The 25,548-nt window shown below is 55.3% G+C and carries 26 protein-coding genes; 16 read left to right on the top strand and 10 right to left on the bottom strand.

Annotation, left to right across the window (positions count from 1 at the left end):
• The first annotated feature begins 65 nt into the window (after positions 1-65).
• The 7 genes from cheR (at position 66) to flhE (ending at position 6,870) form a co-directional block, all read left to right on the top strand.
• Positions 66-938 (top strand): protein-glutamate O-methyltransferase CheR, encoded by an 873-nt coding sequence (gene cheR, locus LJN55_RS13480; RefSeq protein WP_133841763.1) that lies wholly within the window; start codon positions 66-68, stop codon positions 936-938.
• On the top strand, positions 938-1,987 hold the full coding sequence (locus LJN55_RS13475) for a protein-glutamate methylesterase/protein-glutamine glutaminase (protein WP_062746328.1): 1,050 nt from the start codon (positions 938-940) through the stop codon (positions 1,985-1,987). The genes cheR and LJN55_RS13475 overlap by 1 nt, the downstream gene beginning before the upstream one ends.
• A 36-nt stretch (positions 1,988-2,023) precedes the next feature.
• On the top strand, positions 2,024-2,413 hold the full coding sequence (gene cheY, locus LJN55_RS13470; protein WP_133841764.1) for a chemotaxis response regulator CheY: 390 nt from the start codon (positions 2,024-2,026) through the stop codon (positions 2,411-2,413).
• Between the two features lie 9 nt (positions 2,414-2,422).
• Positions 2,423-3,067 carry a protein phosphatase CheZ gene (cheZ, locus tag LJN55_RS13465; RefSeq protein WP_227534622.1) on the top strand — a complete coding sequence of 215 codons (645 nt, stop codon included), beginning with the start codon at positions 2,423-2,425 and terminating at the stop codon, positions 3,065-3,067.
• Between the two features lie 176 nt (positions 3,068-3,243).
• Positions 3,244-4,395, top strand: coding sequence for a flagellar biosynthesis protein FlhB (gene flhB / locus LJN55_RS13460; RefSeq protein ID WP_133841766.1), 1,152 nt, complete (start codon positions 3,244-3,246; stop codon positions 4,393-4,395).
• Positions 4,388-6,478, top strand: coding sequence for a flagellar biosynthesis protein FlhA (gene flhA, locus LJN55_RS13455; RefSeq protein ID WP_227534621.1), 2,091 nt, complete (start codon positions 4,388-4,390; stop codon positions 6,476-6,478). The genes flhB and flhA overlap by 8 nt, the downstream gene beginning before the upstream one ends.
• A complete protein-coding gene (flhE, locus tag LJN55_RS13450) occupies positions 6,478-6,870 on the top strand; it encodes a flagellar protein FlhE (RefSeq protein WP_159336488.1) in 393 nt (130 codons plus the stop codon). The genes flhA and flhE overlap by 1 nt, the downstream gene beginning before the upstream one ends.
• Before the next feature lie 186 nt (positions 6,871-7,056).
• Here the strand turns inward: flhE and argS are convergent, their stop codons facing one another.
• Positions 7,057-8,787, bottom strand: a complete 1,731-nt coding sequence (gene argS, locus LJN55_RS13445; protein ID WP_133841769.1) for an arginine--tRNA ligase — start codon at positions 8,785-8,787, stop codon at positions 7,057-7,059.
• A 662-nt stretch (positions 8,788-9,449) separates the two neighbouring features.
• On the opposite strand from argS, the gene LJN55_RS13440 reads away from it, so the two are divergent.
• Positions 9,450-10,016 carry a VOC family protein gene (locus LJN55_RS13440; protein ID WP_227534620.1) on the top strand — a complete coding sequence of 189 codons (567 nt, stop codon included), beginning with the start codon at positions 9,450-9,452 and terminating at the stop codon, positions 10,014-10,016.
• A gap of 2 nt (positions 10,017-10,018) precedes the next feature.
• On the opposite strand, the gene LJN55_RS13435 is transcribed toward LJN55_RS13440, so the two are convergent.
• Entirely contained in the window at positions 10,019-11,164 is a 1,146-nt protein-coding gene (locus LJN55_RS13435; RefSeq protein WP_227534619.1) for a MalY/PatB family protein, read from the bottom strand.
• A 99-nt stretch (positions 11,165-11,263) separates the two neighbouring features.
• Between LJN55_RS13435 and cutC the strand changes: the two genes are divergently transcribed.
• Together cutC and LJN55_RS13425 are read left to right on the top strand one after the other, a co-directional pair.
• Entirely contained in the window at positions 11,264-12,019 is a 756-nt protein-coding gene (gene cutC, locus LJN55_RS13430; RefSeq protein WP_227534618.1) for a copper homeostasis protein CutC, read from the top strand.
• A gap of 192 nt (positions 12,020-12,211) precedes the next feature.
• A complete protein-coding gene (locus LJN55_RS13425) occupies positions 12,212-13,048 on the top strand; it encodes a hypothetical protein (RefSeq protein WP_133841773.1) in 837 nt (278 codons plus the stop codon).
• A 54-nt stretch (positions 13,049-13,102) separates the two neighbouring features.
• Here the strand turns inward: LJN55_RS13425 and LJN55_RS13420 are convergent, their stop codons facing one another.
• The 6 genes from LJN55_RS13420 to LJN55_RS13395 all read right to left on the bottom strand — a co-directional run bounded on the left by LJN55_RS13420 (position 13,103) and on the right by LJN55_RS13395 (position 18,184).
• The gene (locus LJN55_RS13420; RefSeq protein WP_133841774.1) at positions 13,103-14,200 is read right to left on the bottom strand and encodes a glycerol dehydrogenase; all 1,098 of its coding nucleotides are present in this window, start codon (positions 14,198-14,200) and stop codon (positions 13,103-13,105) included.
• A gap of 211 nt (positions 14,201-14,411) precedes the next feature.
• Entirely contained in the window at positions 14,412-15,377 is a 966-nt protein-coding gene (cmoB, locus tag LJN55_RS13415; protein WP_227534617.1) for a tRNA 5-methoxyuridine(34)/uridine 5-oxyacetic acid(34) synthase CmoB, read from the bottom strand.
• The gene (cmoA, locus tag LJN55_RS13410) at positions 15,377-16,117 is read right to left on the bottom strand and encodes a carboxy-S-adenosyl-L-methionine synthase CmoA (protein ID WP_133841776.1); all 741 of its coding nucleotides are present in this window, start codon (positions 16,115-16,117) and stop codon (positions 15,377-15,379) included. Before cmoA ends, cmoB begins: the two co-directional genes overlap by 1 nt.
• Before the next feature lie 84 nt (positions 16,118-16,201).
• Positions 16,202-16,597 (bottom strand): MAPEG family protein, encoded by a 396-nt coding sequence (locus LJN55_RS13405; protein WP_133841777.1) that lies wholly within the window; start codon positions 16,595-16,597, stop codon positions 16,202-16,204.
• Positions 16,598-16,683: 86 nt separating this feature from the next.
• A complete protein-coding gene (locus tag LJN55_RS13400) occupies positions 16,684-17,508 on the bottom strand; it encodes a DUF72 domain-containing protein (RefSeq protein WP_133841778.1) in 825 nt (274 codons plus the stop codon).
• Positions 17,509-17,614: 106 nt separating this feature from the next.
• Positions 17,615-18,184 carry a hydrolase gene (locus LJN55_RS13395; protein WP_159336490.1) on the bottom strand — a complete coding sequence of 190 codons (570 nt, stop codon included), beginning with the start codon at positions 18,182-18,184 and terminating at the stop codon, positions 17,615-17,617.
• 311 nt (positions 18,185-18,495) lie between these two features.
• Here LJN55_RS13395 and aspS point away from each other — a divergent pair, with 311 nt between their 5' ends.
• The 6 genes from aspS (at position 18,496) to ruvB (ending at position 23,934) form a co-directional block, all read left to right on the top strand.
• On the top strand, positions 18,496-20,283 hold the full coding sequence (gene aspS / locus LJN55_RS13390) for an aspartate--tRNA ligase (protein WP_227534616.1): 1,788 nt from the start codon (positions 18,496-18,498) through the stop codon (positions 20,281-20,283).
• Positions 20,283-20,717, top strand: a complete 435-nt coding sequence (gene nudB / locus LJN55_RS13385) for a dihydroneopterin triphosphate diphosphatase (protein ID WP_133841781.1) — start codon at positions 20,283-20,285, stop codon at positions 20,715-20,717. Before aspS ends, nudB begins: the two co-directional genes overlap by 1 nt.
• Before the next feature lie 185 nt (positions 20,718-20,902).
• Entirely contained in the window at positions 20,903-21,646 is a 744-nt protein-coding gene (locus LJN55_RS13380) for a YebC/PmpR family DNA-binding transcriptional regulator (protein ID WP_133841782.1), read from the top strand.
• Between the two features lie 31 nt (positions 21,647-21,677).
• The gene (gene ruvC, locus LJN55_RS13375) at positions 21,678-22,199 is read left to right on the top strand and encodes a crossover junction endodeoxyribonuclease RuvC (RefSeq protein ID WP_133841783.1); all 522 of its coding nucleotides are present in this window, start codon (positions 21,678-21,680) and stop codon (positions 22,197-22,199) included.
• Between the two features lie 96 nt (positions 22,200-22,295).
• On the top strand, positions 22,296-22,910 hold the full coding sequence (ruvA, locus tag LJN55_RS13370) for a Holliday junction branch migration protein RuvA (protein ID WP_133841784.1): 615 nt from the start codon (positions 22,296-22,298) through the stop codon (positions 22,908-22,910).
• 13 nt (positions 22,911-22,923) lie between these two features.
• Entirely contained in the window at positions 22,924-23,934 is a 1,011-nt protein-coding gene (ruvB, locus tag LJN55_RS13365; RefSeq protein ID WP_133841785.1) for a Holliday junction branch migration DNA helicase RuvB, read from the top strand.
• Between the two features lie 43 nt (positions 23,935-23,977).
• Here the strand turns inward: ruvB and znuB are convergent, their stop codons facing one another.
• Both znuB and znuC read right to left on the bottom strand, forming a co-directional pair.
• A complete protein-coding gene (gene znuB, locus LJN55_RS13360; RefSeq protein ID WP_133841786.1) occupies positions 23,978-24,763 on the bottom strand; it encodes a zinc ABC transporter permease subunit ZnuB in 786 nt (261 codons plus the stop codon).
• A complete protein-coding gene (gene znuC, locus LJN55_RS13355) occupies positions 24,756-25,514 on the bottom strand; it encodes a zinc ABC transporter ATP-binding protein ZnuC (protein WP_133841787.1) in 759 nt (252 codons plus the stop codon). Before znuC ends, znuB begins: the two co-directional genes overlap by 8 nt.
• Positions 25,515-25,548 lie beyond the last annotated feature (34 nt).

Genomic DNA, 25,548 nt, shown 5'->3' with positions numbered 1-25,548 from the left:
CCTTCAGGCTGGCGGGAACGAGACACCCTATTAATATCTTTATCCGCGCTTTGCAGGATGGCTACATGAAGAAATCGACGTTGTTAGCTCCACCGGAAAACGCAACGCTGCTGTCGCAGATGGTACAGCGCTTGCCGTTATCCGATACGCATTTTAAGCGTATCAGTCAGCTGATTTATCAGCGAGCTGGCATAGTGCTCGCCGATCATAAGCGGGAAATGGTTTATAACCGCCTGGTCCGCAGGCTGCGCACGCTGAATATCGATGATTTTGGTCGTTATATGGCGTTGCTGGAAAATGATCCTAACAGCGCTGAATGGCAGGCGTTTGTGAATGCCCTGACCACTAACCTGACCGCCTTTTTCCGCGAGGCGCATCACTTTCCGATCCTGGCAGAGCATGCGAAACGCCGTACTGGCAATTACAGCGTATGGTGTGCGGCCGCCTCGACAGGGGAAGAGCCTTACTCAATCGCCATGACGCTGGCCGAAACGCTGGGTACCGGTCCGGGTAAATTCCAGATCCACGCCAGCGACATTGATACGCAGGTGCTGGAAAAAGCGCTGGCGGGTGTGTACCGCCAGGAAGAGCTGCGTACGCTTTCGCCTCAGCAGCTGCAACGCTATTTCCTGCGTGGCACCGGTCCTCATGAGGGCATGGTGCGTGCGCGCCCGGAGCTGGCCAATATGGTCACCTTTGCCCAGCTTAATCTGCTGGCCAACGACTGGGCGTTACCGGGACAGTTTGATGTGATTTTTTGCCGTAACGTGATGATCTACTTCGATAAAGAAACGCAGGAGAAGATTTTACGACGCTTTGTTCCGTTACTGAAACCTGGCGGCTTACTGTTTGCCGGTCACTCAGAAAACTTCAGCCAGATTAGCAAAGAATTTTATCTGCGTGGCCAGACGGTCTATGGACTGACTAAGGAAAGATAATGAGTAAAATCAGAGTTTTATGCGTTGATGATTCAGCGTTAATGCGCCAGTTGATGACCGAAATTATCAACAGTCATTCCGATATGGAGATGGTGGCCTCGGCGCCGGACCCATTGGTCGCGCGGGATTTAATTAAACAGTTTAACCCGGATGTGTTGACGCTGGATGTCGAGATGCCGCGCATGGATGGCCTCGATTTTCTGGAAAAGCTGATGCGTCTGCGCCCGATGCCGGTGGTGATGGTTTCCTCACTGACCGGGAAAGGCTCTGAAATTACGCTACGGGCGCTGGAACTGGGGGCTGTCGACTTTGTGACTAAACCCTCGTTGGGTATTCGCGAAGGGATGCTGGCCTACAGTCAGATGATTGCTGACAAGGTACGCGCCGCTTCCCGTGCTCGTCTGCATACGCGTGGGCCACAGCCGGCCCCGGTGATGCTGAAAGCCGGACCGTTGCTGAGCAGTGAAAAACTGATTGCCATTGGTGCCTCTACCGGCGGAACCGAAGCGATTCGACATGTGCTGCAACCGTTGCCGGCGACCAGCCCGGCGCTGTTGATTACGCAGCATATGCCACCGGGATTCACCAAATCGTTTGCCGAACGTCTGAACAAGCTGTGCCAGATTACGGTGAAAGAAGCGGAAGACGGTGAGCGCATCCTGCCCGGACATGCTTACATCGCACCGGGAGCGATGCATATGGAACTGACGCGCAGCGGCGCGAACTATCAGGTCAAACTGAATGATGGACCGCCGGTTAATCGTCACAAACCGTCGGTCGATGTGTTGTTTAACTCAGTGGCGCAGTTTGCCGGTCGTAACGCCGTCGGCGTTATCCTGACCGGCATGGGTAACGATGGTGCTGCCGGACTACTGGCGATGAATAAAGCCGGTGCCTGGACCATTGCCCAGAACGAAGCGAGCTGTGTCGTATTTGGCATGCCACGAGAGGCTATTGCCCTCGGGGGAGCCAGTGAGGTGGTGGATCTTCACCAAATCAGCCAGCACATGCTGGCAAAAATTAGCGCCGGACAGGCGTTGCGTATCTAACGCGGTCCTCGCGGGCTACACATTACGGGAGTAGGTATGGTAGATAAAAATATGCGGTTTCTGGTGGTCGACGACTTCAACACAATGCGTCGTATCGTCCGTAACCTGCTGAAAGAGTTGGGTTTCAACAACGTTGAAGAAGCAGAGGATGGTGTGGACGCGCTGAACAAGCTGCGTGCAGGCGGTTTCGACTTCGTGGTGTCTGACTGGAACATGCCGAATATGGATGGTTTGCAACTGTTGCAAACCATCCGTGCAGACGGTGCGCTGAGTAAGTTACCCGTACTGATGGTGACGGCAGAAGCCAAGAAAGAGAACATTATTGCGGCTGCGCAGGCGGGTGCCAGCGGCTATGTGGTTAAACCATTCACAGCGGCTACCCTGGAAGAGAAGTTAGGTAAGATCTTCGAAAAACTGGGTATGTAAGGAGCTGAGATGAACGCTATTCCGAAACCAAATGTTGATGCAGCTTCAGCGCAGGACATTATCTCTAAAATTGGTTCACTGACGCGCATGCTGCGCGACAGTCTGCGTGAGTTAGGTCTTGATCAGGCCATCGCAGAAGCGGCAGAGGCGATCCCAGATGCCCGCGATCGCCTTGATTATGTGATTCAAATGACCGGCCAGGCGGCAGAACGTGCCTTAAACTGCGTCGAGGCTGCACAGCCTCGTCAGACAGTGATGGAGAATGGGGCGAAGGCGTTGAAAGTTCGCTGGGACGAATGGTTCGAGAATCCTATCGAACTGTCAGATGCCCGCTCTCTGGTTTCGGATACGCGTGGTTATCTCGACGCGGTACCGGAACATACAGGCTTCACCAATGCTCAGCTGATGGAAATCATGATGGCTCAGGATTTCCAGGATCTGACCGGGCAGGTGATTAAACGTATGATGGATGTGATCCAGGAAATTGAGCGACAGCTGTTGTCGGTCCTCATGGAAAACATTCCAGACCAGAGCATGCGTGTGAAGAAAGATGCTGACAGCCTGTTGAACGGCCCGCAGATTAATACGGCGGCCCCCAATGTGGTGGCAAGCCAGGATCAGGTTGACGATCTGTTGGACAGCCTCGGCTTCTGATAACAGGGGCAGAGCCTTTCTGCCCCTGCTTTAAAACGGTGTCCCGCCATCCTGTGCGGGCACTGTCTTTTCTCCATTCCGTAAATAACCCCCTATTTACACGTTTACTCGTGGCATTACCCCTGCGCGAATTTGGCATTCTACCCTCAGTCATTCCGTATTGAAGGTTTGCTACCGTGTCTCAGGATAGCGATGAGGAAAAAACAGAGTCCCCCACGGCCCATCGACTTGAAAAAGCACGAGAAGAAGGGCAAATCCCGCGTTCGCGCGAACTGACGTCTATTTTGATGCTGGTGACTGGCCTGAGTATTTTATGGGCGGGTGGTGAATGGATGGGACGCAAGCTGGGTGCACTGGTCGCGGATGGGCTGGTCTTCAATCATTCCGTGGTCAGTGATACCAGTCAGATGCTGCGTCAGATCAGCGATCTGCTGATGCAGGCGGTGATGGCTATTCTGCCGATGATGTTTGGTCTGGTGGTGATGGCGATTGCGGCACCGATGTTGCTGGGTGGCCTGGTCATCAGCGGGAAAGCCATCAAGTTTGACGTCGGCAAAATGAACCCGATTAAAGGGTTGGGAAAGATGATTTCTGCCCAGTCAGCCGCTGAACTGTTGAAAGCCGTGCTGAAAGCGGTGCTGGTTGGCGTGGTCGCCTGGATATATATCCATAACCACTGGGCTGAGATGCTGCATTTGATCAGCGAATCACCCGTGACAGCCCTGGCGGGCTCGCTGAATATGATTGCCATGTGCAGCATCCTCATTGTGTTGGGGTTGTCGCCGATGGTGGGCTTTGACGTCTTCTTCCAGCTCTTCAGCTATTTTAAAAATTTACGCATGTCGCGTCAGGATATTACCGACGAACATAAGCAGCAGGAGGGTGACCCGCATGTTAAAGGGCGCATCCGCCAGCAAATGCGCGCCGCCGCACGCCGCCGCATGATGTCTGATGTTCCGAAGGCTGACGTGATTGTGACCAACCCGACCCACTATGCGGTCGCGTTGCAGTACGACGAGAAAAAAATGAGTGCACCGAAAGTGCTGGCAAAAGGCGCAGGAGAGATTGCCCTGCGTATTCGTGAAATGGGGAAAGAGCACCGTATCCCGATTTTAGAAGCGCCACCGCTGGCACGTGCGCTCTATCGCCACAGTGAAATTGGTCAGCATATTCCCGGGACATTGTACGCAGCGGTTGCTGAAGTGCTGGCCTGGGTCTGGCAACTCCGCCGCTGGAAAGTGGAAGGGGGGCTGATCCCGAAGAGACCTGTTAAATTGCCAGTGCCGGACGCGCTGGACTTTGCTGGAGAACAAAAATCTGATGGCTAATCTGGCCGCTAAACTGCGCTTACCGGGCAACATGAAAGATACACAGTGGAAAGTCCTTGCCGGACCGATACTGATCTTGCTGATCCTGTCGATGATGGTGCTGCCGTTACCACCGTTTATCCTCGATCTGTTGTTTACCTTTAACATTGCCCTGTCGATTATGGTGCTGTTGGTGGCGATGTTTACCCAGCGCACGCTGGATTTCGCCGCCTTCCCGACTATTCTGCTGTTCTCCACGTTACTACGCCTGGCCCTGAACGTGGCCTCGACGCGTGTTATTTTGATGGACGGCCATACCGGTGCGGCTGCTGCGGGTCAGGTTGTTGAAGCCTTTGGCCACTTCCTCGTCGGCGGTAACTTCGCCATCGGTATCGTGGTGTTTGTCATCCTCGTGATTATCAACTTTATGGTTATCACCAAGGGTGCCGGGCGTATTGCGGAAGTGGGGGCGCGCTTTGTCCTCGACGGGATGCCGGGTAAACAGATGGCGATCGATGCTGACCTGAATGCCGGGCTGATTGGTGAAGAGGAAGCGAAAAAACGCCGTTCTGATGTGACCCAGGAAGCCGACTTCTACGGGTCGATGGACGGTGCCAGTAAGTTTGTTCGTGGTGATGCCGTCGCCGGTATCATGATCATGATTATCAACGTGATCGGCGGCCTGTTGGTGGGGATGCTCCAGCATGGTATGGACGCCGGTCATGCAGCCGAAACCTATACGCTGCTGACCATCGGTGACGGTCTGGTTGCTCAGATCCCCGCGTTGGTGATCTCCACCGCGGCGGGTGTTATCGTCACCCGCGTCGGCACCGATCAGGACGTCGGCGAGCAGATGGTCAGCCAGCTGTTTAATAACCCGCGCGTGATGATGCTGAGTGCCGGTGTTCTCGGCCTGCTGGGACTGGTACCGGGCATGCCCAATCTGGTGTTCCTGCTGTTTACTGCTGCGCTGCTGGGCCTGGCCTGGTGGATACGCGGTAAAGAGATGAAGCCGAAAAGCGCTGCGGCGCCGCAGATGTCCATGACCAAACAGCCGGAAAGTGCGGCCAGCGTCGAAGCCACCTGGGGTGATGTGCAGCTGGAAGATTCGCTGGGGATGGAAGTGGGCTATCGCCTGATCCCAATGGTGGACAGTGCACAGGATGGCGAGTTGCTCGGCCGCATCCGCAGTATCCGTAAGAAATTCGCCCAGGAAATGGGCTTCCTGCCACCGGTGGTTCATATTCGTGACAACATGGATCTGACCCCGGCACGCTACCGTATTCTGATGAAAGGGGTAGAGATCGGCAGTGGTGATGCTTATCCGGGCCGCTGGATGGCGATCAACCCGGGGACGGCAGCGGGTTCGCTGCCGGGTGAAGTGACCGTTGACCCGGCCTTCGGGCTGGAAGCGATCTGGATTGACAGTGCGCTGAAAGAGCAGGCGCAGATTCAGGGCTTCACCGTGGTGGAAGCCAGTACCGTGGTGGCCACCCACCTTAACCATCTGATTGGTCAGTACGCCAGTGAGTTGTTCGGTCGCCAGGAAGCGCAGCAGTTGCTGGATCGCGTGACCCAGGAGATGCCGAAGCTCACTGAAGATCTGATCCCTGGCGTGATTACCTTGACCACCCTGCATAAAGTGTTGCAGAACCTGCTGGCTGAACGTGTCTCTATCCGCGATATGCGGACGATTATTGAGACGCTGGCGGAGCATGCGGCGGTGCAGACCGATCCGCAGGAGCTGACCTCAGTGGTCCGTGTGGCGTTAGGCCGTGCCATTACGCAGCAATGGTTCCCGGGCAATGGCGAAGTGCAGGTTATCGGGCTGGATACCACGCTGGAACGTCTGCTGTTGCAGGCCTTGCAGGGCGGTGGCGGTCTGGAGCCGGGTCTGGCTGACCGTCTGCTGGCGCAGGCGCAGACGGCATTGCAGCATCAGGAAGGGTTGGGTGCACCGCCGGTGCTGCTGGTGAACCATCCGCTGCGTGCACTGCTGGCGCGCTTCCTGCGTCGTTCGCTGCCGCAGCTGATGGTGATTTCCAATATGGAACTGACGGACAACCGCAATATTCGTATGACGTCAACGATTGGTGGCCATTGATGAAAGTGATGCTGTGGTTGCTGCTGACGTTGCCCGGCCTGTCGATGGCGGCTGAGGGCGGCTGGCATGCCAGCGCCACAGGTCCGTCACTCTCTAATCGTGGAGTGCAGGCGTCATCACGCCCGCTCACGCCACCAGAACCGGTGACCGGCGTCATGAGTACGGTAATATGGCGCTATACGCTGACGGCTCCCGCACCCGCCGGGCTGCAGGTTCGTCTGTGTTCAGAAAGTCGTTGCGTGCCTGTGGAAGGGGGCAGCGGCAGTACTCAGGGCCTGACCAATGTGGCAGCCGGAGAGACATTACGCTTTATTTATCAGGTAGAAGGTAAAGGGCGGGTGTTTCCGGTGCTGCATGTGCTGAGTAATGAAGTGATGGTGAATTACCAGTAATCATCAGAGGAGAAGGGTCGGGCATGCCCGACCCCTACGAGGATTTATGTCGGGGCCAGGCTCCACCGATCCCCGTAGGGGCGTGGCACGCCTCGCCCGAAAGGTTCACCTGTCTATGCAGGGTCGGGCATGCCCGACCCCTACGAGGATTTACGTAGGGGCGAGGCACGCCTCGCCCGAAAAGACTTACATCCGCTCTACGGTTTCAATCCCCAGCGTATCCAGCCCCTGCTTCAGAGTTTTCGCCGTTAACAGCGCCAGACGCAGACGGCTCTGTTTTGTTGCGTCATCGTCGGCGGTCAGGATAGGGCAGTGTTCGTAGAAGCCTGAGAACAGACCCGCCAGATCGTAAAGATACGCACACATCACGTGTGGCATCCCGTCGCGCGCAACCTGAGTAATGGTTTCTTCAAACTGCAACAGGCGTACTGCCAGCGCGGCTTCACGATCTTCAGCGATCGCGGTCGCGCCGCTGATGCCGTGCTCATCGATGCCTGCTTTGCGGAAGACGGACAGCACACGCGTGTAGGCATACTGCATATACGGTGCGGTGTTACCTTCAAACGCCAGCATGTTGTCCCAGTCGAAGATGTAGTCGGTGGTGCGGCTTTTCGACAGGTCGGCGTATTTGACGGCACCGATACCGACGATGTTGGCCAGTGCTTTCAGCTCATCGGCAGGCATATCCGGGTTTTTACCGGCAACCAGCGCCGTTGCGCGTTCAATGGCTTCATCCAGCAGGTCGGACAGCTTGATGGTGCCACCAGCACGGGTTTTAAACGGCTTACCGTCTTTACCCAGCATCATGCCGAACATGTGGTGTTCCAGTGGCAGGGACGCCGGTACATAGCCCGCTTTGCGCACGATAGTCCAGGCCTGCATCAGGTGCTGATGCTGACGTGAATCGATGTAATACAGCACACGGTCCGCTTTCAGCGTCTCGTAGCGATATTTCGCGCAGGCAATATCCGTTGTGGTGTAAAGGTAGCCGCCATCCTTTTTCTGGATGATCACGCCCATCGGTTCGCCTTCCTTGTTTTTATACTCATCAAGGAACACAACGGTGGCGCCTTCGCTCTCTACCGCCAGACCTTTGGCTTTCAGGTCAGCAACGATGCCCGGCAGCATATCGTTATACAGGCTTTCACCCATCACATCGTCGCGCGTCAGGGTGACGTTCATACGGTCATAAATCAGCTGATTCTGTGCCATGGTGATGTCGACCAGTCGCTTCCACATCTTGCGGCAGTATTCATCGCCGCCCTGCAGCTTAACGACATAACCGCGTGCGCGCTCGGCAAAGGCCGGGTCTTCATCGTAGGTACGTTTGGCTTCACGGTAGAAGACTTCCAGGTCTGCCAGCGCGATCTCTTCGTGATTCTCGTTCTGCTGTTTCTCAAGGAACGCAATCAACATACCGAACTGGGTGCCCCAGTCGCCAACGTGGTTGGCACGGATAACGTTATGGCCGAGGAACTCCAGCGTACGCACTGCCGCATCCCCGATGATGGTGGAGCGCACGTGACCCACGTGCATCTCTTTCGCCACGTTCGGTGCAGAGTAGTCAACTACCACGGTCTGCGGCTCCACAGCGGCCACACCCAGTTTCGGGGCGGCCAGCACGCTGTCGATCTGTGCAGACAGCCATTCAGGAGCCAGGAAGATATTGATAAAGCCCGGCCCGGCGATCTCAACTTTTTTGGCAATCCCCGTGAGATCCAGCTGCTCCAGCACTTTTTCGGCCAGTTGTCGTGGCGGCATACCCAGGGTTTTGGCCACGGCCATCATGCCGTTGGCCTGATAATCACCAAACTGCACTTTTGCCGACTGACGCACCTGAGGTTCGCAATCTGCGGGTGCACCCACTGCGATCATCGCCTGACTGACTTTTTCTGAGAGAAGGGCCTGAATATTCACCGAGTTACCTTAATTTTTTTAAACCCACACGCAGAGGTGCAGGCCATGGTCTCGACGCCGCCGCATTCCGGGGGACATTCACCCAGGGTGGCAGCGCCTAAAAAAGAAGGGGAAAAGTATACTGCATTTAGGAACAAGTTATCCAGGAACCTGAGCCCCTGGATAACTTGTGTTTTGCGCGCGGGAAAACAGTGCTGTGAGGCTGTCTTCCACGGAAAGTCAGATTAGCGGCGACGTTGCGGGCGGTGGGGACTTGCCACCGTCGTTTTTCCGTTCCGTACCTTCCAGTGGCGTACAATCGCCAATCCCATCATCGCGATCAGCACGGCGACAAGTAATAACATAAGCATTAAGCTTTTCCTTGTGTTGATGGTCGGGATAAATCTATAAGAAAGCAGAATAGCCTACAATGCACCCCTGATGATTTAGGAATTGTCGCATTGTATAAATTTAACTAAACTAAAACATAAAGTTAAAGGCCATTTTCTAAAAAAATCACTGGTACTGAACCACCAGATGCTGGATGAAATGTTTTCTAAGCGGGCAATTTATATGAATAATTCCGATGAAATGCTAAGTTTCTATTCCATTATCTGGTCTGTAAAATCATATGCTTTAAGTGAAAATGATAAGTGAAATTACTGTAAATGAAGGGTTTTGAGATGTTATCCATAAACAATGCAGAAGAATTAAGCGATTTAGCTAATGATTTACCGCGTTTTTTACAATCCCTTTACCAATTGGCTGAGCGATTAAGCCTTGATCTTGATGTTCTTGAGGTTGATCACATTGCGGTCAGATGTCACCAGAACACCACCGCAGCGCGGTGGAAACAGGGGTTTCTGCGTTGCGGTTCGCTGTTTTCGGAAAAAGAGATTGCCGGACGTCCCGTCGCCCTGTTTGAGCTGGCTACAGCGCTTGAAGTGGGTCCGTGGAAGATCGGCGTGGTGGAACTCCCCTGGCCAGGGCAGCGGCTTTATCGCCATGAAGGCTGGGAACATGTCGAAGTGGTTCTGCGCGGCGACGAAGAGACGCTCGGCGCACGTGCTCTGGCGTTGATGGGTGACGAAGGCCTGACACAGCAGGGAATTTCGATTAAAACCAGTGCACCAAAGGGTGACGGCGAACGCCTGCCTAATCCAACGCTGGCGGTAACTGACGGGCAGGTGACCATCAAGTTCCATCCGTGGAGCCTGAAAGAGATCGTCGCCAGTGAAGTGGCGCGCTAAACCTAGTGGCCGATAGCCAGCGCCAGCGTCATGCGGCGCAAGGCTTCGTCTAACATCGCACGCTGGCAGCCAAAGTTGAAACGGATAAACTTATCATCACCAAAGTCACGCCCCGGTGAAAAGCCCAGCCCGTGTTTTTCAAAAAACAGGGCCGGGCTGGCAACCTTCAGTTTGCTGGCATCAATCCAGCCCAGATAGCTGCCCTCTGGTGCCACCATGCTCATTCCCGGTAGCGCATTTACGTGCTGCGTTAGTGCGTCACGGTTGCTGCGCAGGTACTCCACCTGCGCATCCAGCCACGGTTGCCCGTCCTGCCAGGCGGCCGTCGCGGCAACATAGGACAGAACATCGACATCCGGCACCATCCCTTTACGTTCCCGGTTAAAACGGTCACGCAGTTCGCGGTCAGGAATGATGGCCACAGACGCACCGAGGCCAGCAATGTTGAAGCTTTTCGACGGAGACAGCAGGGTAATGGAGCGCTGGGCGGCATCTTCACTCAGGCTGGCAAACGGGATATGTTCAGCGCCCGGCTCCAGCAGCAGGTCGCAGTGAATTTCATCAGAACACACTATCAGGTCATGTCGCTGGGCAAAGCGCAGCTGTGCCTCCAGTTCCTCACGGCGATAAACGGTACCACCCGGGTTCTGCGGGTTACACAACAGCAGCAGTTTTTCGTTGCCCTTAAGCTCAGGTTCCAGAGCATCCAGATCCAGCACCCAGCGCTGATTCTGAAGCTGTAACGGGGCGCTGACCTGCGCGCGTCCGGCCAGCTTTGCTGCCAGGCGGAAAGGGGGATAAATCGGTATGGGCGCAATGGTGCCCTGATGTGGCTCGGTAAACGCGCGTACGCACAGATTCAGTCCGGTAACGACGCCCGGTAGAAAGACCAGCCACTCGGGTTGAATTTTCCAGCCAAAACGTGTGTTCATGCGCTCAATGACGACCTCAATAAAAGCCTGCGGCGGGACACCATAGCCGAAGATGCCGTGTGAGACACGAGTCTGTAATGCTTCAGTAATACAATCAGCTACGCGAAAATCCGTGTCTGCGATCCACAACGGAAGGATATCCCGATCACCATATTTTTGCCATTTCAGGCTATCGCTGTGACGGCGGTCTATCCGTTGGTCAAAATTGAATGCCATGCTGATGATTCCCGTTAAGATAAATACCAGTAATGTCGATCAGACTAATCATCGGCATGAAAATAAACAACCAGACAGCAGTGATAACCGGAGGATGGGATGCGAAAACTGGAAATATGCTGCTACGGAGTGGAATGTGCCGTGACGGCGGAACGAGCGGGAGCCGATCGCGTGGAGTTATGTGCTGCGCCAACGGAAGGGGGATTAACACCATCGGCGGGGACATTGATGTCAGCTCGTCGTCGTGTCGCGATCCCGGTCCATCCGATTGTGCGTCCCAGGGGGGGAGATTTTTGTTACAGCGATATCGAATTTGAGCAGATGAAGTCAGATATTGCGTTTATCCGGGAGCAGGGGTTTCCGGGGCTGGTGATCGGGTTGCTGGATGTGGACGGGCATATTGATCTGCCGCGCATGCGCTACGTCATGCAGCTGTGCCAGGGGATGGAGGTGACCTTTCATCGTGCCTTCGATTTGTGCCACAGCCCGGTCATGGCACTTAAGCAACTGACTGATTTAGGCGTGTCGCGCATCCTCACTTCCGGACAGCAGCAGAGTGCAGAAAGCGGCTTACCCCTCTTGAGGGAGCTTACCCGCATGGCGAAGGGCGTAAAAGTGATGGCCGGTGCGGGTGTGCGCCTGAGCAATGTGCAAAAGTTTATCGATGCTGGCCTGCTTGAGTTGCACAGCTCCGCCAGCCAACGTATTGCCTCATCGATGCGTTACCGTAAAGCCGGTGTGTCTATGTGTTCGGATGCTGAAAATGACGAATTTACCCGCACCTGCGTTGATGGTGATGTGGTCGCCGCGATGAAAAGCGTGATGTCGCTCGGCGCACCGCTTCACGTTGCCTAAATCCGTTGCCGCCTGGCGGTAACGTGCCGATTTTGCCGCGCAGCACGCCGTTCTCAGACGTGGTGTTTGCAAGTACCAGACCCCAGCGCCTTTTGTTGGGGTTTTTTTTGCTCCTGGTGCGGGTTTGTAATGCGTGTTGTACCCAAAAAAAACTACACTGAGTCATCTCCTTAATCTGCCATAAGAGCTGTGATGAAGATTCCGTTTTCGGGTTGTACGCTGATGATGACGCTGGCCTTTTTGCTGACTCCGGCTGCACAGGCGGCAACAGACTGCACGCCGGGCTTTCAGCAGGTGGCCAGTAATAACAGCATTGTGATGTTGGGGGGAACGGCCAGAGGCCCGGTTAAACAGTTTGTCCTCGGCGAATTTGGTAAGGATGTTAATCAGCAAAAACGCATGATTGGCGAGTTTGATCGCTGCGGAACGCTGAAACGTGCCGATTTGCGCTTCGATAAACAGGAAGGCAAGCTCCAGATCTCACTGGTGCAGAGTATTGAACATGTCAGGGATGGTTGGCTTTCAAGCTATGAAATGACCGTTGCTGAATTACGTAACGGCCAGCCGGTGGTGATCAATGATAAACGTGGCACCACACATTATCGGACGGGAAGCCGCGGTAATATCATTAGCTCGGCGGATACGTTCGTCCTCAATGGTGAAAAAGGCTTCACGGAAACCACCCACCATTTCGACCGCCAGTCGCGGCTGATTAGCAGTATTGCGCGGGGATCGGATAGCAACAGTAACGGTAAATTCACCTACCGCTGGAACAAACAGAACCTGCTGGTGGCTTTGGCGTCTGATCGAGAAAAAATGACGCTGGACTACGACCGGGATCAGCGTGAGTTACGTCTGAGCAGCCGCTCGGATACAGCGATGAGCAGTATGACAACGCTGGAGGAGTGCCAGCTGTGGGATGACCAGGGGAACTGTACGTTGAGCTATACGCGTGAAATGGAAGTGTTCCCCTCCGGGATTATCCGGCGCAATATTACTGCCGCTTACCGCTACGAATATTGGGAATAAACCGCGGCAGAAAAATAAGGCCGATCGCCCGGATCGGCCTTCACTACAATACGGTTATTTCACTGACAGACTAAAGGCATCTACGGCCAGAATGGCGTTCGCCACATCCTCAGCGCTCAGTCCCGGGTTCAGGTTTTTCAACGTGTCCCCTTCGTTATTGGCCAGCGCGCCGATTTTCACCAGATCGTCCCAGCTTACGTTGTCCAGATGCAGCTCCTTCAGCGTGGTCGGCATCTTGATGGCTCGGTAGAAACGCACGTAGCGTGCGATCTCCTCATCAGGCCGCTGCTCCAGCACCATCTGGGTCAGGGTGCCGTAAGCCACTTTTTCACCGTGCGTCAGGTGGTGAATATCGCCCTCAATCGCAGTAAAACCGTTGTGGATAGCGTGGGCACCGGCCAGACCGGCGTTTTCGAACCCCAGCCCTGAAAGCAGCGTATTGGCTTCCACCACGGCTTCCACCGCGGGTGTCACCAGCTGTTTCTCCACGGCCTGATAGGCACTCAGCCCCCAGGTCAGGAGTGTTTTTTCACAGGCTTCGGCGATCGCCATTCCGGCAATGGTCGGGTCACCGTTGACCATCGATTTGCTGTGTGAACGTTTCACCGCCTGCGCTTCAACATAGGTCGCCAGGCCATCCGCAATACCGGAGGCAAACAGACGCACCGGCGCGCGCACGCAGACCTGCGTATCCACCAGCACCAGATCCGGGTTTTTACTGTAGAAACGGTAGCTTTCGAACACGCCGGTATCCGAGTAGATCACTGACAGCGCACTGCAGGGGGCATCGGTAGAGGCGATAGTGGGCACGACGGCAACGGGGTGTTTCAACTCATCGGCAACCGCTTTTACAGTGTCCAGGGTTTTACCGCCACCGAGGCCGACCACAATACTTGTCCCGTTGGCTTTCGCCAGTTTAGCCAGGCGGGTGATCTCATTGCTGGAGGCTTCACCGTTAAACTCTTCGTAGTGGAATTCGACCTTGTTCGCGATCAGGGAGGCTTTAACGTCTTTTCCGATCAGCCCCCAGACAATCTTGTCAGCAACGAGGAACGCATTGCTGCCCAGTTCGGCCAGATGCTCGCCCAGGTGGGCTAGCTGACCCGCGCCCTGAATGTATTTCCGTGGTGATGAAAAAACAAATTTACTCATACCAGATACTCCTTTCAGGTGAATTTAACGCACAACTGATCCCACACTAACCCGTAAGTATTAGGCCATTTGATCAAAAAGAGTGATTTAATAAGAATTATCATTCTCAATGACAGAGATCAGGATTTTGTTCCGCACGTTAAGCGCAGGAAGGCGCTGGGGAATAACACAGGGGGAATACAGGGCCAGCCGGCGGCCAACCCTGTTCGACTTATGGCTTGGTCGCCACCAACACGGCACGCAGGGGGGCAGGATAACCTTCGACGGTTTTCGTTGGGTCGTTCGGGTCGAGGAACTCGGCCAGGGACTCGCTGGTCATCCAGCTGGTACGACGCTGTTCATCCGTGCTGGTGACCGAGTAATCAGCAATACGGACGTCAACAAATCCACACTTCTCCAGCCAGTTTTTCAGCGCCCCGGTTGACGGGATGAAGTAGACGTTACGCATCTGCGCATAGCGTTCACCCGGCACCAGTACCTGCAGGTCATCGCCTTCGACCACCAGGGTTTCCAGCACCAGTTCGCCGCCGCTGACCAGCTGATTTTTCAACTGGAAAAGGTGGTCGAGCGGGGAGCGGCGATGATACAGCACGCCCATTGAAAATACGGTGTCGAACGCCTTCAGCTCGGGCAGTTGCTCGATGCCCAGCGGCAGCAGGTGCGCACGCTGATCGTTGCCCAGCAGTTTACGCACGGCTTCAAACTGGCACAGGAACAGCTGCATCGGGTCGATGCCGACCACGAGGTTGGCACCCGCGCCCAGCATGCGCCACATGTGGTAGCCGCTGCCACAACCGACATCCAGCACCGTACGTCCGGCCAGTGAGGAAATATGCGGCAGCACCCGCTCCCACTTCCAGTCAGAACGCCATTCTGTATCGATAGTCACGCCGTACAGTGAGAACGGCCCTTTACGCCATGGCATCAGATTACGCAGCAGTTTTTCAATGCCGTCACGCTGACGTGCGGAGAGATGGCTGCTGTCGGCGGTGACGCTGTGCAGTAAATCCAGCGTCTCCGGGGTCAGTGCGGGCAGGTGTTCAACGGAACGGTGCCAGTTTTTAAAGTGACCGTGCAGTGACTCGCGTTGCCAGGCCGCGATCTGCGCAGGCAGGGTTTCCAGCCAGTGAGACAGCGGGCTTTTGGCAATCAGTTGATAAAAATTTCCGAAATCCATCAGGGATGACCTGCTTTTAAGGCCACCAGAGAGCCAAAGTTAAAACACTGGAACCACAGCTCTGCATGCTGGAAACCCGCATTGTGCAGACGCTGTTTATGGGTTTCCACGCTGTCGGTTAGCATGACATTTTCCAGCATGCTGCGCTTCTGGCTGATCTCCAGTTCGCTGTAACCGTTCGCACGTTTAAAGTCGTGATGCATGTTGAACAGCAGTTCACCCACGTCAGAGTCAGCAAAGCTGAACTTTTCAGACAGCACCAGCGCACCGCCGGGTTTCAGTCCCTGATAAATGGTATTCAGCAACTGCTGCCGCTCTTCCGGTGCCAGAAACTGTAACGTGAAGTTCAGTACCACCAGGGAGGCATTCTCAATCGGGATCTGGCGGATGTCCGCTTCAATCACCTCGACCGGCGTATCGGCACGGAAGGCATCAATGTGGCGGCGGCAGCGCTCAACCATGGCGGGTGAGTTATCAACAGCAATAATCTTGCAGCCAGCGGCAGTAATATTGCGGCGCACTGACAGCGTGGCCGCGCCCAGCGAACAGCCGAGATCGTAAACACGGGAGTCGGGCTGGACAAAGCGCTCGGCTAACATGCCAATCATGGAAATAATGTTGGAATAGCCGGGCACAGAACGCTGAATCATGTCGGGGAAGACTTCAGCCACGCGCTCATCAAACGTCCAGTCGCCCAGCTTGGCAATTGGCGCGGAGAACAGCGTATCGCGGTTAGACATAGTGGTAAGTCCGGGGAAGCTAACGGAAAGGGCATATTCTGGCAGAAAGCGCGGCGGGCTGCACCTTTTCTGCCAGTAGAACGGTCAGGAAGTGCCGAGAACCAGGTCCCAGGGCAGGAACAGCAGATTGACGACCACCATGCCGAAGAGCGAAAGCAGCGTCAGGAGCATGCCGTTACGGCGCCACAGCACGGTGCGGCTGCGTAAACCATACGCATGCATCAGACGGCCGAAAAAGAAAAACAGCCCGAGCAGATGCAGCATCCAGATATCGGCACCGTTCATCTCCATCATTACCAGCAGAAAGAGTGCGATGGGGATATTTTCGACCGCATTACCGTGGATGCGAATGGCCAGCTGTAAATCAGACACCCCACCATCACCGATCGAGACCCGGTACTGACGACGTAAGCGCACCACGTCGAGTAAAAACTTCAGGATAAAAAGCGTACCAAGGACCACGTAAAGCGCACTGACCATGACTCACTCCATGATGTAATAATGATCTTATTGAGTAGGGTATCGAACAATGCTGACACTGTCGCCAGGCATCAGCATGAACCGGTTCAGAATAACATCTCCTGCTGCGGCCATTCAGGGGCATCACCGATATGCGGGAGCACCTGCTGTAATCCGGGCCACAGCGCGCGCACCAAATCCGGCGCGAAGCCGACATCCGGGGTATGTATAAACAGCCACGGCTGGGCCGTTTCGCACCACTGCGGTAACCGATCTCGCCAGGCGTTGAACCAGCTCAGGTTAGCCTCGACGTTGTCGCCGCCGATAAAACGGATCATCGGGGCGTCTGCGGTCATCACCGCATGGACTGGAAGTTTAGGTTTTTTGCGTTGTGCCTCAATAATCGCGGCCGTTGAAGGATGGGCACTGTGCACGCCGCGGGTATCGAGGATCACCCGGTTGACGCGGCGCTGATGCAATCCGCGATTCAGCGCCTGCTCGGCCTCGCCTTTGGCAAAAAACTCCGGATGCCGCACTTCCACACCGTAGCGGAATTCCGTGGGCAGGTTATCGAGAAACTGCCAGAGAGCAGGCAGGTCAGCAGGCGAAAAAGCCGCGGGAAGCTGTAACCAGAACTGTCCGATGCGATCGGCCAGCGGAGAGAGCAGATCAAAAAACTCTGCGCTGAGATCGCCGCACTGGCGCAGCGCGGCCTGATGGCTGATGGTCGCCGGAAATTTAAAACAGAAGCGGAAGTCATCGTGCGTCATTGCCCGCCAGCGCTGTACCACTTCCGGGCGCGGCAGTGCATACAGCGTGGTATTGCCTTCGACACAGTTAAAGTGACGGGCATAATCTTCCAGGGTGGTCATCCCCAGTTTTTTCCATTGCGGGTGCTGCCACTGTGGCAGGCCAAGATACAACGGCTTCATTGTTTATCCACATTCAGTCAGTTGCGGGCAACTTTACCGTGTGGATACAGGGGAGTGCAAGGCAGGCAGTGGGGAGAAAGACCGGTTCCCTCCGGTCATGCGCAGGTTAAGACAGCGCGGCGATGACGTCATCTGACTGACGCACGCGGGCAATACGTGGGAAGATCCACTCGACGCTGGCCTGATGCTGCTCAGTGCTGGCGGTGCTACAGATATCTTCGGCAATCACCAGATTGAAACCCAGTTCCCAGGCGTTACGTGCGGTGGACTCAACGCCAATGTTGGTGGCGATGCCACCCAGCACAAGGGTGTCAATGCCACGACGGCGCAGTTGCAGTTCCAGATCGGTACCGTGGAATGCCCCCCACTGGCGTTTGATGACGTGCAGATCGCTCTCCTGAACACCCAGCGCTTCAGGGTAGACCCACCAGTTATCCGGCAGTGCGCCTCCGGCATGGGCGGCATCAACCGGTTGTTTTGGCGCATCGGCAAAATCCGCTGACCAGCCTACACGTACCAGCACGACCGGGGCGTTGTGTGCACGAAAGTGGTCGGCCAGTTTCGCGGCACGTGGCACGACATCACTGGCCGCGTGTGGTGCCTTGCCAAACGGCAGAATACCTTCCTGTAAGTCGATCAGCACCAGTGCGGTGGTCTGGGGATTGAGATTGAGCATGCGTTTCTCCGGGATAAGGGGGAAAACCATTGAGAATACAAAGGAACAGTTAAACGAGGCGATGAAAATAATGTGGGTAAAGCGCTGAGATTTGTTAGCGGTTATGTCGTGGTGATGATGTTTTGTTAACCACAGCGTCCGGTGGCAGCACATCGCAGCGTTTTTCTGCCACTTTCCCCTGATGACAGCACTTATCCTGTGAGCCATTTTCCATTATAATGGCAGCCATTTTTCGCGGCAGCAGCGCTCCTCAGAGCAGGATAGTGATTATAAAGCTGCGGCAGCAGCGCTGAAGTTAAAAGGATATCGTTATGCGTACTGAGTATTGTGGGCAGATCAATCTGTCTCATGTAGGCCAGCAAGTGACACTGTGCGGTTGGGTTAATCGCCGTCGCGATCTGGGCAGCCTGATCTTTATTGATATGCGTGACCGTGAAGGCATCGTGCAGGTGTTCTTCGACCCGGACCGTCAGGCGGCTTTCGATCTGGCGTCTGAACTGCGTAACGAGTTCTGCATCCAGATCACCGGCACCGTGCGTCCGCGTGATGAGAAGAACAAAAACAAAGATATGACCACCGGTGAGATCGAAGTGTTCGCCACCGACCTGACCATCATCAACCGCTCAGAACCGCTGCCGTTAGACTCCAATATGGCGAACAGCGAAGAAGCGCGTCTGAAGTATCGCTATCTTGACCTGCGTCGCCCTGATATGGCGAACCGCCTGAAAGCCCGTGCGAAAATTACCAGCTTTGTGCGCCGCTTTATGGATGAGCACGGTTTCCTCGATATCGAAACCCCGATGCTGACCAAAGCCACGCCGGAAGGTGCCCGTGACTATCTGGTGCCAAGCCGCGTGCATAAAGGCAAATTCTACGCCTTGCCACAGTCGCCACAGCTGTTCAAACAGCTGCTGATGATGTCCGGTTTTGACCGTTACTATCAGATCGTCAAATGTTTCCGTGACGAGGATCTGCGTGCTGACCGTCAGCCTGAATTTACCCAGATCGACGTTGAAACCTCGTTCATGACCGCCGCTCAGGTGCGTGAAATCATGGAACGTCTGGTGCGCAATCTGTGGGTTGATGTGAAGTCTGTTGAACTGGGTGACTTCCCAACCATGACCTTCGCCGAAGCGATGCGTCGTTTTGGTTCCGATAAGCCAGACCTGCGTAACCCAATGGAGCTGGTTGACGTCGCAGACCTGGTGAAAAACATTGAGTTCAGCGTCTTTGCTGGCCCGGCTAACGATGCCAAAGGCCGTGTTGCAACACTGCGTGTGCCGGGTGGCGCGACGCTGAGCCGTAAGCAGATTGACGACTACGGCAAATTTATCGAAATCTACGGCGCGAAGGGCCTGGCTTACATCAAGGTCAACGAGCGTGCTAAAGGCCTGGAAGGGATCACCAGCCCGGTAGCGAAATTCCTTAATGCAGAAATCGTTGAAGAGATTCTGGCACGTAACGGCGCCGCCGATGGCGATATGATCTTCTTCGGTGCGGGCAGCGCGAAAGTGGTGGCCGATGCCCTGGGTGCTTTGCGTCTGAAACTGGGTCGTGACCTTAAGATCACCAACGAGGCCTCCTGGGCGCCGCTGTGGGTCGTGGACTTCCCGATGTTTGAAGACGATGGCGAAGGCGGCCTGACCGCGATGCACCATCCGTTCACCGCGCCGAAAGAGATGACGCCGGAAGAACTGAAAAACGCACCGGAAACCGCGATTGCTAACGCCTACGATATGGTCATCAATGGCTATGAAGTGGGTGGCGGTTCCGTGCGTATTCACAACGGTCAGATGCAGCAGACGGTGTTCGGCATTCTGGGTATTGAAGAGCACGAACAGCGTGAGAAGTTTGGCTTCCTGCTGGATGCGCTGAAATACGGTACGCCACCGCATGCGGGTCTGGCCTTTGGTCTTGATCGCCTTGTCATGCTGCTGACCGGCACGGATAACATTCGTGACGTGATTGCCTTCCCGAAAACCACCGCTGCGGCCTGTCTGATGACCGAAGCGCCAAACTTTGCTAACCCGGCCTCACTGGCCGAGTTGGGCATTGAAGTGGTCAAGAAAGTGAAAGATCAGCCGTCAGAGAATAACTGATGGCGTATAAGCATCCGGTGTCGGTTCTGGTGGTGATTTATGCCCAGGATACCCGGCGGGTGCTGATGTTGCAGCGACGCGATGATGTGGATTTCTGGCAGTCGGTGACCGGCAGCCAGGAGCCGGGCGAAAGCCTGGCGCAGACCGCGCAGCGGGAAGTGATGGAAGAGATTGGCATTGATATAAACGCCGGGCAGCTCACATTAGTGGACTGCCAGCGTCATATAGAATTCGAAATCTTTACGCACTTTCTTCATCGTTACGCACCGGGCACCACCCATAATCGGGAACACTGGTTTAGCCTCATGCTCCCTGCGGAGTGCAGCATCACATTGAGCGAGCATCTTGCTTTTCAGTGGCTGGATGCCCCGGCCGCCGCCGCGCTCACCAAGTCCTGGAGTAACCGCCAGGCAATTGAAGAATTCGTACTGTAATTTTGTTTAATTTTTATCTTTTGAACTTAGCTAAACGTTCAGGCGTTATCGGCGCAGTGAGTTTGTTCACCGCCAGCGCAGAGGAAGCGGAGCGTACTGCTGTACGTGAGCATTCCGAGCACTGCCGGGGGACAAAATCGCCAGCAAGATAGCCTGTCCGGTGCCAATTTGGAGACTAAGAGTAAATGGCGGGACATAGTAAATGGGCGAATACCAAGCACCGCAAGGCTGCTCAGGATTCCAAACGCGGTAAAATCTTCACCAAAATCATTCGTGAGCTGGTGACCGCTGCCAAACTGGGCGGTGGTGATGCTAACTCCAACCCGCGTCTGCGTGCGGCGATGGACAAAGCACTGTCAAACAACATGACCCGTGACACCATGAACCGTGCGATTGCACGCGGCGTGGGCGGTGATGATGACAGCAATATGGAAACCATCATTTATGAAGGTTACGGCCCAGGTGGCACCGCTGTGATGGTGGAGTGCCTGAGTGATAACCGTAACCGTACCGTGTCAGAAGTGCGTCATGCCTTCACCAAAACCGGTGGTAACCTTGGGACGGATGGTTCTGTGGCCTACCTGTTCACCAAAAAAGGCGTGATCACCTTCGCACCGGGCCTGGAAGAAGACCAGGTGATGGATGCGGCGCTGGAAGCCGGTGCTGACGATGTGATGACCTGGGACGATGGCACCATCGACGTATTCACCGCATGGGAAAGCCTGGGGGCCGTTAAAGACGCGCTGGACGCGGCGGGTCTGAAGGCAGAAAGTGCCGAAGTCACCATGATCCCATCGACCAAAGCCGATATGGATGTGGAGACCGCACCAAAACTGCTGCGTTTGATCGATATGCTGGAAGACTGCGACGACGTGCAGGAGGTTTACCATAACGGTGAAATTTCTGACGAGGTGGCGGAAACCCTGTGACACTCCGTCCATCACATCGGGTGAGCGCGTAATGGCTATTATTTTGGGGATCGACCCCGGTTCGCGCATCACCGGTTACGGTGTGATTCGGCAGGTGGGGCGGCAGTTAACGTATCTGGGCAGTGGATGTATCCGCACCAGTGTGGCTGACCTGCCGTCGCGCCTGAAGCTGATTTATGCGGGTGTCAGCGAGATTATTACTCAGTTTCAGCCTGAGTTTTTCGCGATTGAGCAGGTCTTTATGGCGAAGAACGCCGACTCAGCCCTGAAACTGGGCCAGGCGCGCGGTGCGGCCATTGTTGCTGCCGTTAACCAGGATCTGCCGGTGTTTGAGTATGCGGCGCGGCAGGTGAAGCAGACCGTTGTGGGCATCGGTAGTGCAGAGAAAAGCCAGGTACAGCATATGGTACGTACCTTGCTCAAACTGCCAGCGAACCCCCAGGCGGATGCCGCCGATGCGCTGGCGATTGCCATCACGCATTGTCACCTGAGCCAGAACGTCAATCGTATCGGAGAGGGCAAGCTTAACCTCGCTCGTGGTCGTCTGAGTTAATGGACAATGGCCCGCTAATCTCAACAGGCTGGATATTCATCCAGCCTTTTTTATGCTATAAACTCCCCTCTAAATTGTTATCAGAAGGAAGCGAATGTGATAGGTCGTCTGAGAGGCATTATCCTGGAAAAACAGCCGCCCGTGGTGTTACTGGAAGCCAGCGGCGTGGGTTATGAGGTGCAAATGCCAATGACCTGTTTTTATGAGCTTCCCGACATCAACCATGAAGCGATTATCTTTACTCACTTTGTGGTGCGCGAAGATGCGCAGTTGTTGTTTGGTTTTAACAGCAAGCCGGAGCGGGCGCTGTTCCGTGAACTGATCAAGGTTAACGGCATCGGGCCTAAGCTGGCACTGGCCATTTTGTCCGGTATGTCAGCGCAGCAGTTCGTCACCGCCGTTGAACGTGAAGAGATTGCTGTGCTGGTGAAACTGCCGGGCGTGGGTAAGAAAACCGCTGAGCGCTTAGTGGTGGAAATGAAAGACCGCTTCAAAGGGATGCACGGCGATCTGTTTGCCACCGATGCACCGTTTGCACTGACCAGTGAAATGCCGACAGAAGCCGCCAACGATGCCGAAAGCGAAGCCGTTTCTGCCCTGGTGGCGCTGGGGTATAAACCTCAGGAAGCCAGCCGCATGGTCAGCAAAGTGGGTAAACCGAACGCCGACTGCGAAACATTGATTCGCGAAGCCCTGCGCGCCGCTATTTGATTTGAGGTAGAGCATGATTGAAGCCGACCGCCTGGTCTCCGCCGGGGTCATCACCGAAGAAGAAGTTATCGATCGCGCTATCCGCCCGAAAATGCTGGCAGAGTACGTTGGTCAGCCGGTGGTGCGTGAACAGATGGAAATCTTCATCGAAGCCGCTAAGAATCGCGGTGATGCGCTCGACCATCTGTTGATCTTTGGCCCGCCAGGCCTGGGAAAAACCACGCTGGCAAATATTGTTGCTAACGAGATGGGCGTTAACCTGCGTACCACATCCGGCCCGGTTCTGGAAAAAGCAGGCGATCTGGCGGCGATGCTGACCAACCTCGAACCTCATGATGTTCTGTTTATTGATGAGATCCACCGACTGTCGCCCGTGGTGGAAGAAGTGCTGTACCCGGCGATGGAAGACTATCAGCTGGATATTATGATCGGGGAAGGCCCGGGCGCGCGTTCGATTAAACTCGACCTGCCGCCGTTTACCCTGATTGGCGCCACCACGCGCGCGGGCTCACTGACGTCACCGTTGCGTGACCGTTTCGGCATCGTGCAACGTCTGGAGTTTTACCGGGTAGAAGACTTGCAGCACATCGTTGCCCGCAGTGCATCCTGCCTCGGTTTGCCATTGAGTGAGGATGGCGCGCTGGAAATCGCCCGCCGTGCTCGCGGTACGCCGCGTATCGCTAACCGACTGCTGCGCCGCGTGCGTGACTTTGCCGAGGTGCGTGCGAACGGCAGTATGAGCGGTGACGTGACCTCAAAAGCACTGGATATGCTGAGTGTGGATACCGAAGGTTTCGACTATATGGACCGCAAACTGCTGCTGGCGATTATCGATAAATTTATGGGTGGCCCGGTCGGGCTGGATAACCTGGCTGCGGCAATCGGTGAAGAGCGCGAAACCATCGAGGACGTGCTGGAACCGTATCTGATCCAGCAGGGCTTTATTCAGCGCACGCCGCGTGGCCGTATGGCCACCCAGCATGCTTACAAGCACTTCGGCATCGACCGACCAGAATCACAGTAAGTAGGGGTGAGGGATGCCTCCTCGCCCGTGCAAAAACGGCGGGTTACACCGCCGGTTTCTTCACCATACTCAGCATAAACATCACCGCTGCCCCCAGCACCACAGAAGGGCCGGCTGGCGTATCGTAGAAGGCAGAGAAGGTCAGACCGATGGTCACGGCCAGAATGCCAATGACCACAGCCAGAGCGGCCATTTGCTCCGGTGAGCGGGCAAAACGGCGGGCGGTGGCGGCAGGGATAATCAGCAGTGAGGTGATGATCAACGCCCCGACAAATTTCATCGCTACCCCAATCGTCAGCGCGGTGATCAGCATCAGAATCATTTTGGTCCGCTGAATATTGACGCCATCCACCTGCGCCAGCTCAGGGCTGATGGTGATTGACAGCAGGGCACGCCATTGCCACGCCAGCAGAAGCAGAACCACCGCCACACCCGCGACAATCGTCCACAGATCGGTTGGTGTCACGGCCAGCAGGTCACCAAATAGATAGGCCATCAGATCCACACGCACGTCAGACATCAGGCTGACTACCACCATGCCCAGCGACAGCGCACTGTGCGCCATAATGCCCAGCAGGGTATCAATCGCCAGATGCGGACGACGCTCCAGCCACACCAGCACCAGCGACAACAGCAGAGTGACTACGATCACTGCATAAAACGGACTGACATTAAGCAGCAGGCCAAAAGCTACGCCCAGCAAGGAGGCATGTGCCAGCGTGTCGCCAAAATAGGACATGCGACGCCACACCACAAATGAACCCAGCGGCCCGGCTGCCAGCGCCAGTAATACGCCTGCTAACCAGCCGGGTAATAATAATTCAATCATGACGGCCGGTCCCTTTGCGCAAAATAATTCGTCCCTGGAGATCGTGACGATGGTTGTGATGGTGGCGATAAATCGCCAGCTGTTCAGCACCGCGTTGGCCGAACATCGAGATAAATTCAGGGTGTTTGGACACCGCTTCTGGCGTACCCGAACAGCAGATATGGTGATTGAGGCACAAGACCTCGTCGGTTTTCGCCATCACCAGATGCAGGTCGTGGGAGACCATCAGCACGCCGCAGTTGAGTTCGCGGCGCAGCTGGTCGATCAGGTCATACAGCGCCACCTGACCGTTGACGTCAACGCCCTGCGTGGGTTCATCAAGCACCAGTAGCTGCGGCTGGTTGAGCAGTGCTCGTGCCAGCAGCACACGCTGCATTTCGCCACCGGAGAGTTTTTGTAGCGGGTATTCCAGCAGATGAGCCGCCTGCACGCGTTTCAGCGCGGGCAGAATATCGTCTGACTTTACCCCAGGTCGCAGACGCATAAAGCGCGCAACCGTGAGGGGCAGGGTGACATCAAGATGGATTTTTTGCGGCACGTAACCAATACGCAGTTGCGCCGGGCGCAGCAGGGTACCGGCGGTGGGGGCAATCAGCCCGAGCACCACGCGCACCAGCGTTGATTTACCGGCCCCGTTCGGCCCGAGCAGGGTCAGAATTCGGCCAGGTTGCAGCGAAAGTGACACATCGGACAGGACACGGCGCTGTCCAAAGCTCACAGAAATTTTTTCAAGGGTGATCAAAGATGACATGTCGATTACTGGTTGCAGAAAATTACGAATGTTA

This window comes from Erwinia rhapontici (genome assembly GCF_020683125.1).
GTDB lineage: Bacteria > Pseudomonadota > Gammaproteobacteria > Enterobacterales > Enterobacteriaceae > Erwinia > Erwinia rhapontici.
This window is presented reverse-complemented; position numbering and strand designations above follow the sequence as displayed.

Coding starts and splice junctions, on each gene's coding strand:
- flhE (WP_159336488.1), top strand. CDS start 6,478: ATGAAAGTGATGCTGTGGTTGCTGCTGACGTTGCCCGGCCTGTCGATG.
- LJN55_RS13395 (WP_159336490.1), bottom strand. CDS start 18,184: ATGCTCAATCTCAATCCCCAGACCACCGCACTGGTGCTGATCGACTTA.
- znuB (WP_133841786.1), bottom strand. CDS start 24,763: ATGATTGAATTATTATTACCCGGCTGGTTAGCAGGCGTATTACTGGCG.
- LJN55_RS13380 (WP_133841782.1), top strand. CDS start 20,903: ATGGCGGGACATAGTAAATGGGCGAATACCAAGCACCGCAAGGCTGCT.
- LJN55_RS13475 (WP_062746328.1), top strand. CDS start 938: ATGAGTAAAATCAGAGTTTTATGCGTTGATGATTCAGCGTTAATGCGC.
- cheZ (WP_227534622.1), top strand. CDS start 2,423: ATGAACGCTATTCCGAAACCAAATGTTGATGCAGCTTCAGCGCAGGAC.
- LJN55_RS13400 (WP_133841778.1), bottom strand. CDS start 17,508: ATGAAGCCGTTGTATCTTGGCCTGCCACAGTGGCAGCACCCGCAATGG.
- ruvB (WP_133841785.1), top strand. CDS start 22,924: ATGATTGAAGCCGACCGCCTGGTCTCCGCCGGGGTCATCACCGAAGAA.
- LJN55_RS13440 (WP_227534620.1), top strand. CDS start 9,450: ATGTTATCCATAAACAATGCAGAAGAATTAAGCGATTTAGCTAATGAT.
- cheR (WP_133841763.1), top strand. CDS start 66: ATGAAGAAATCGACGTTGTTAGCTCCACCGGAAAACGCAACGCTGCTG.
- nudB (WP_133841781.1), top strand. CDS start 20,283: ATGGCGTATAAGCATCCGGTGTCGGTTCTGGTGGTGATTTATGCCCAG.
- aspS (WP_227534616.1), top strand. CDS start 18,496: ATGCGTACTGAGTATTGTGGGCAGATCAATCTGTCTCATGTAGGCCAG.
- LJN55_RS13425 (WP_133841773.1), top strand. CDS start 12,212: ATGAAGATTCCGTTTTCGGGTTGTACGCTGATGATGACGCTGGCCTTT.
- cheY (WP_133841764.1), top strand. CDS start 2,024: ATGGTAGATAAAAATATGCGGTTTCTGGTGGTCGACGACTTCAACACA.
- LJN55_RS13405 (WP_133841777.1), bottom strand. CDS start 16,597: ATGGTCAGTGCGCTTTACGTGGTCCTTGGTACGCTTTTTATCCTGAAG.
- flhA (WP_227534621.1), top strand. CDS start 4,388: ATGGCTAATCTGGCCGCTAAACTGCGCTTACCGGGCAACATGAAAGAT.
- cmoA (WP_133841776.1), bottom strand. CDS start 16,117: ATGTCTAACCGCGATACGCTGTTCTCCGCGCCAATTGCCAAGCTGGGC.
- cmoB (WP_227534617.1), bottom strand. CDS start 15,377: ATGGATTTCGGAAATTTTTATCAACTGATTGCCAAAAGCCCGCTGTCT.
- znuC (WP_133841787.1), bottom strand. CDS start 25,514: ATGTCATCTTTGATCACCCTTGAAAAAATTTCTGTGAGCTTTGGACAG.
- cutC (WP_227534618.1), top strand. CDS start 11,264: ATGCGAAAACTGGAAATATGCTGCTACGGAGTGGAATGTGCCGTGACG.
- LJN55_RS13420 (WP_133841774.1), bottom strand. CDS start 14,200: ATGAGTAAATTTGTTTTTTCATCACCACGGAAATACATTCAGGGCGCG.
- LJN55_RS13435 (WP_227534619.1), bottom strand. CDS start 11,164: ATGGCATTCAATTTTGACCAACGGATAGACCGCCGTCACAGCGATAGC.
- ruvC (WP_133841783.1), top strand. CDS start 21,678: ATGGCTATTATTTTGGGGATCGACCCCGGTTCGCGCATCACCGGTTAC.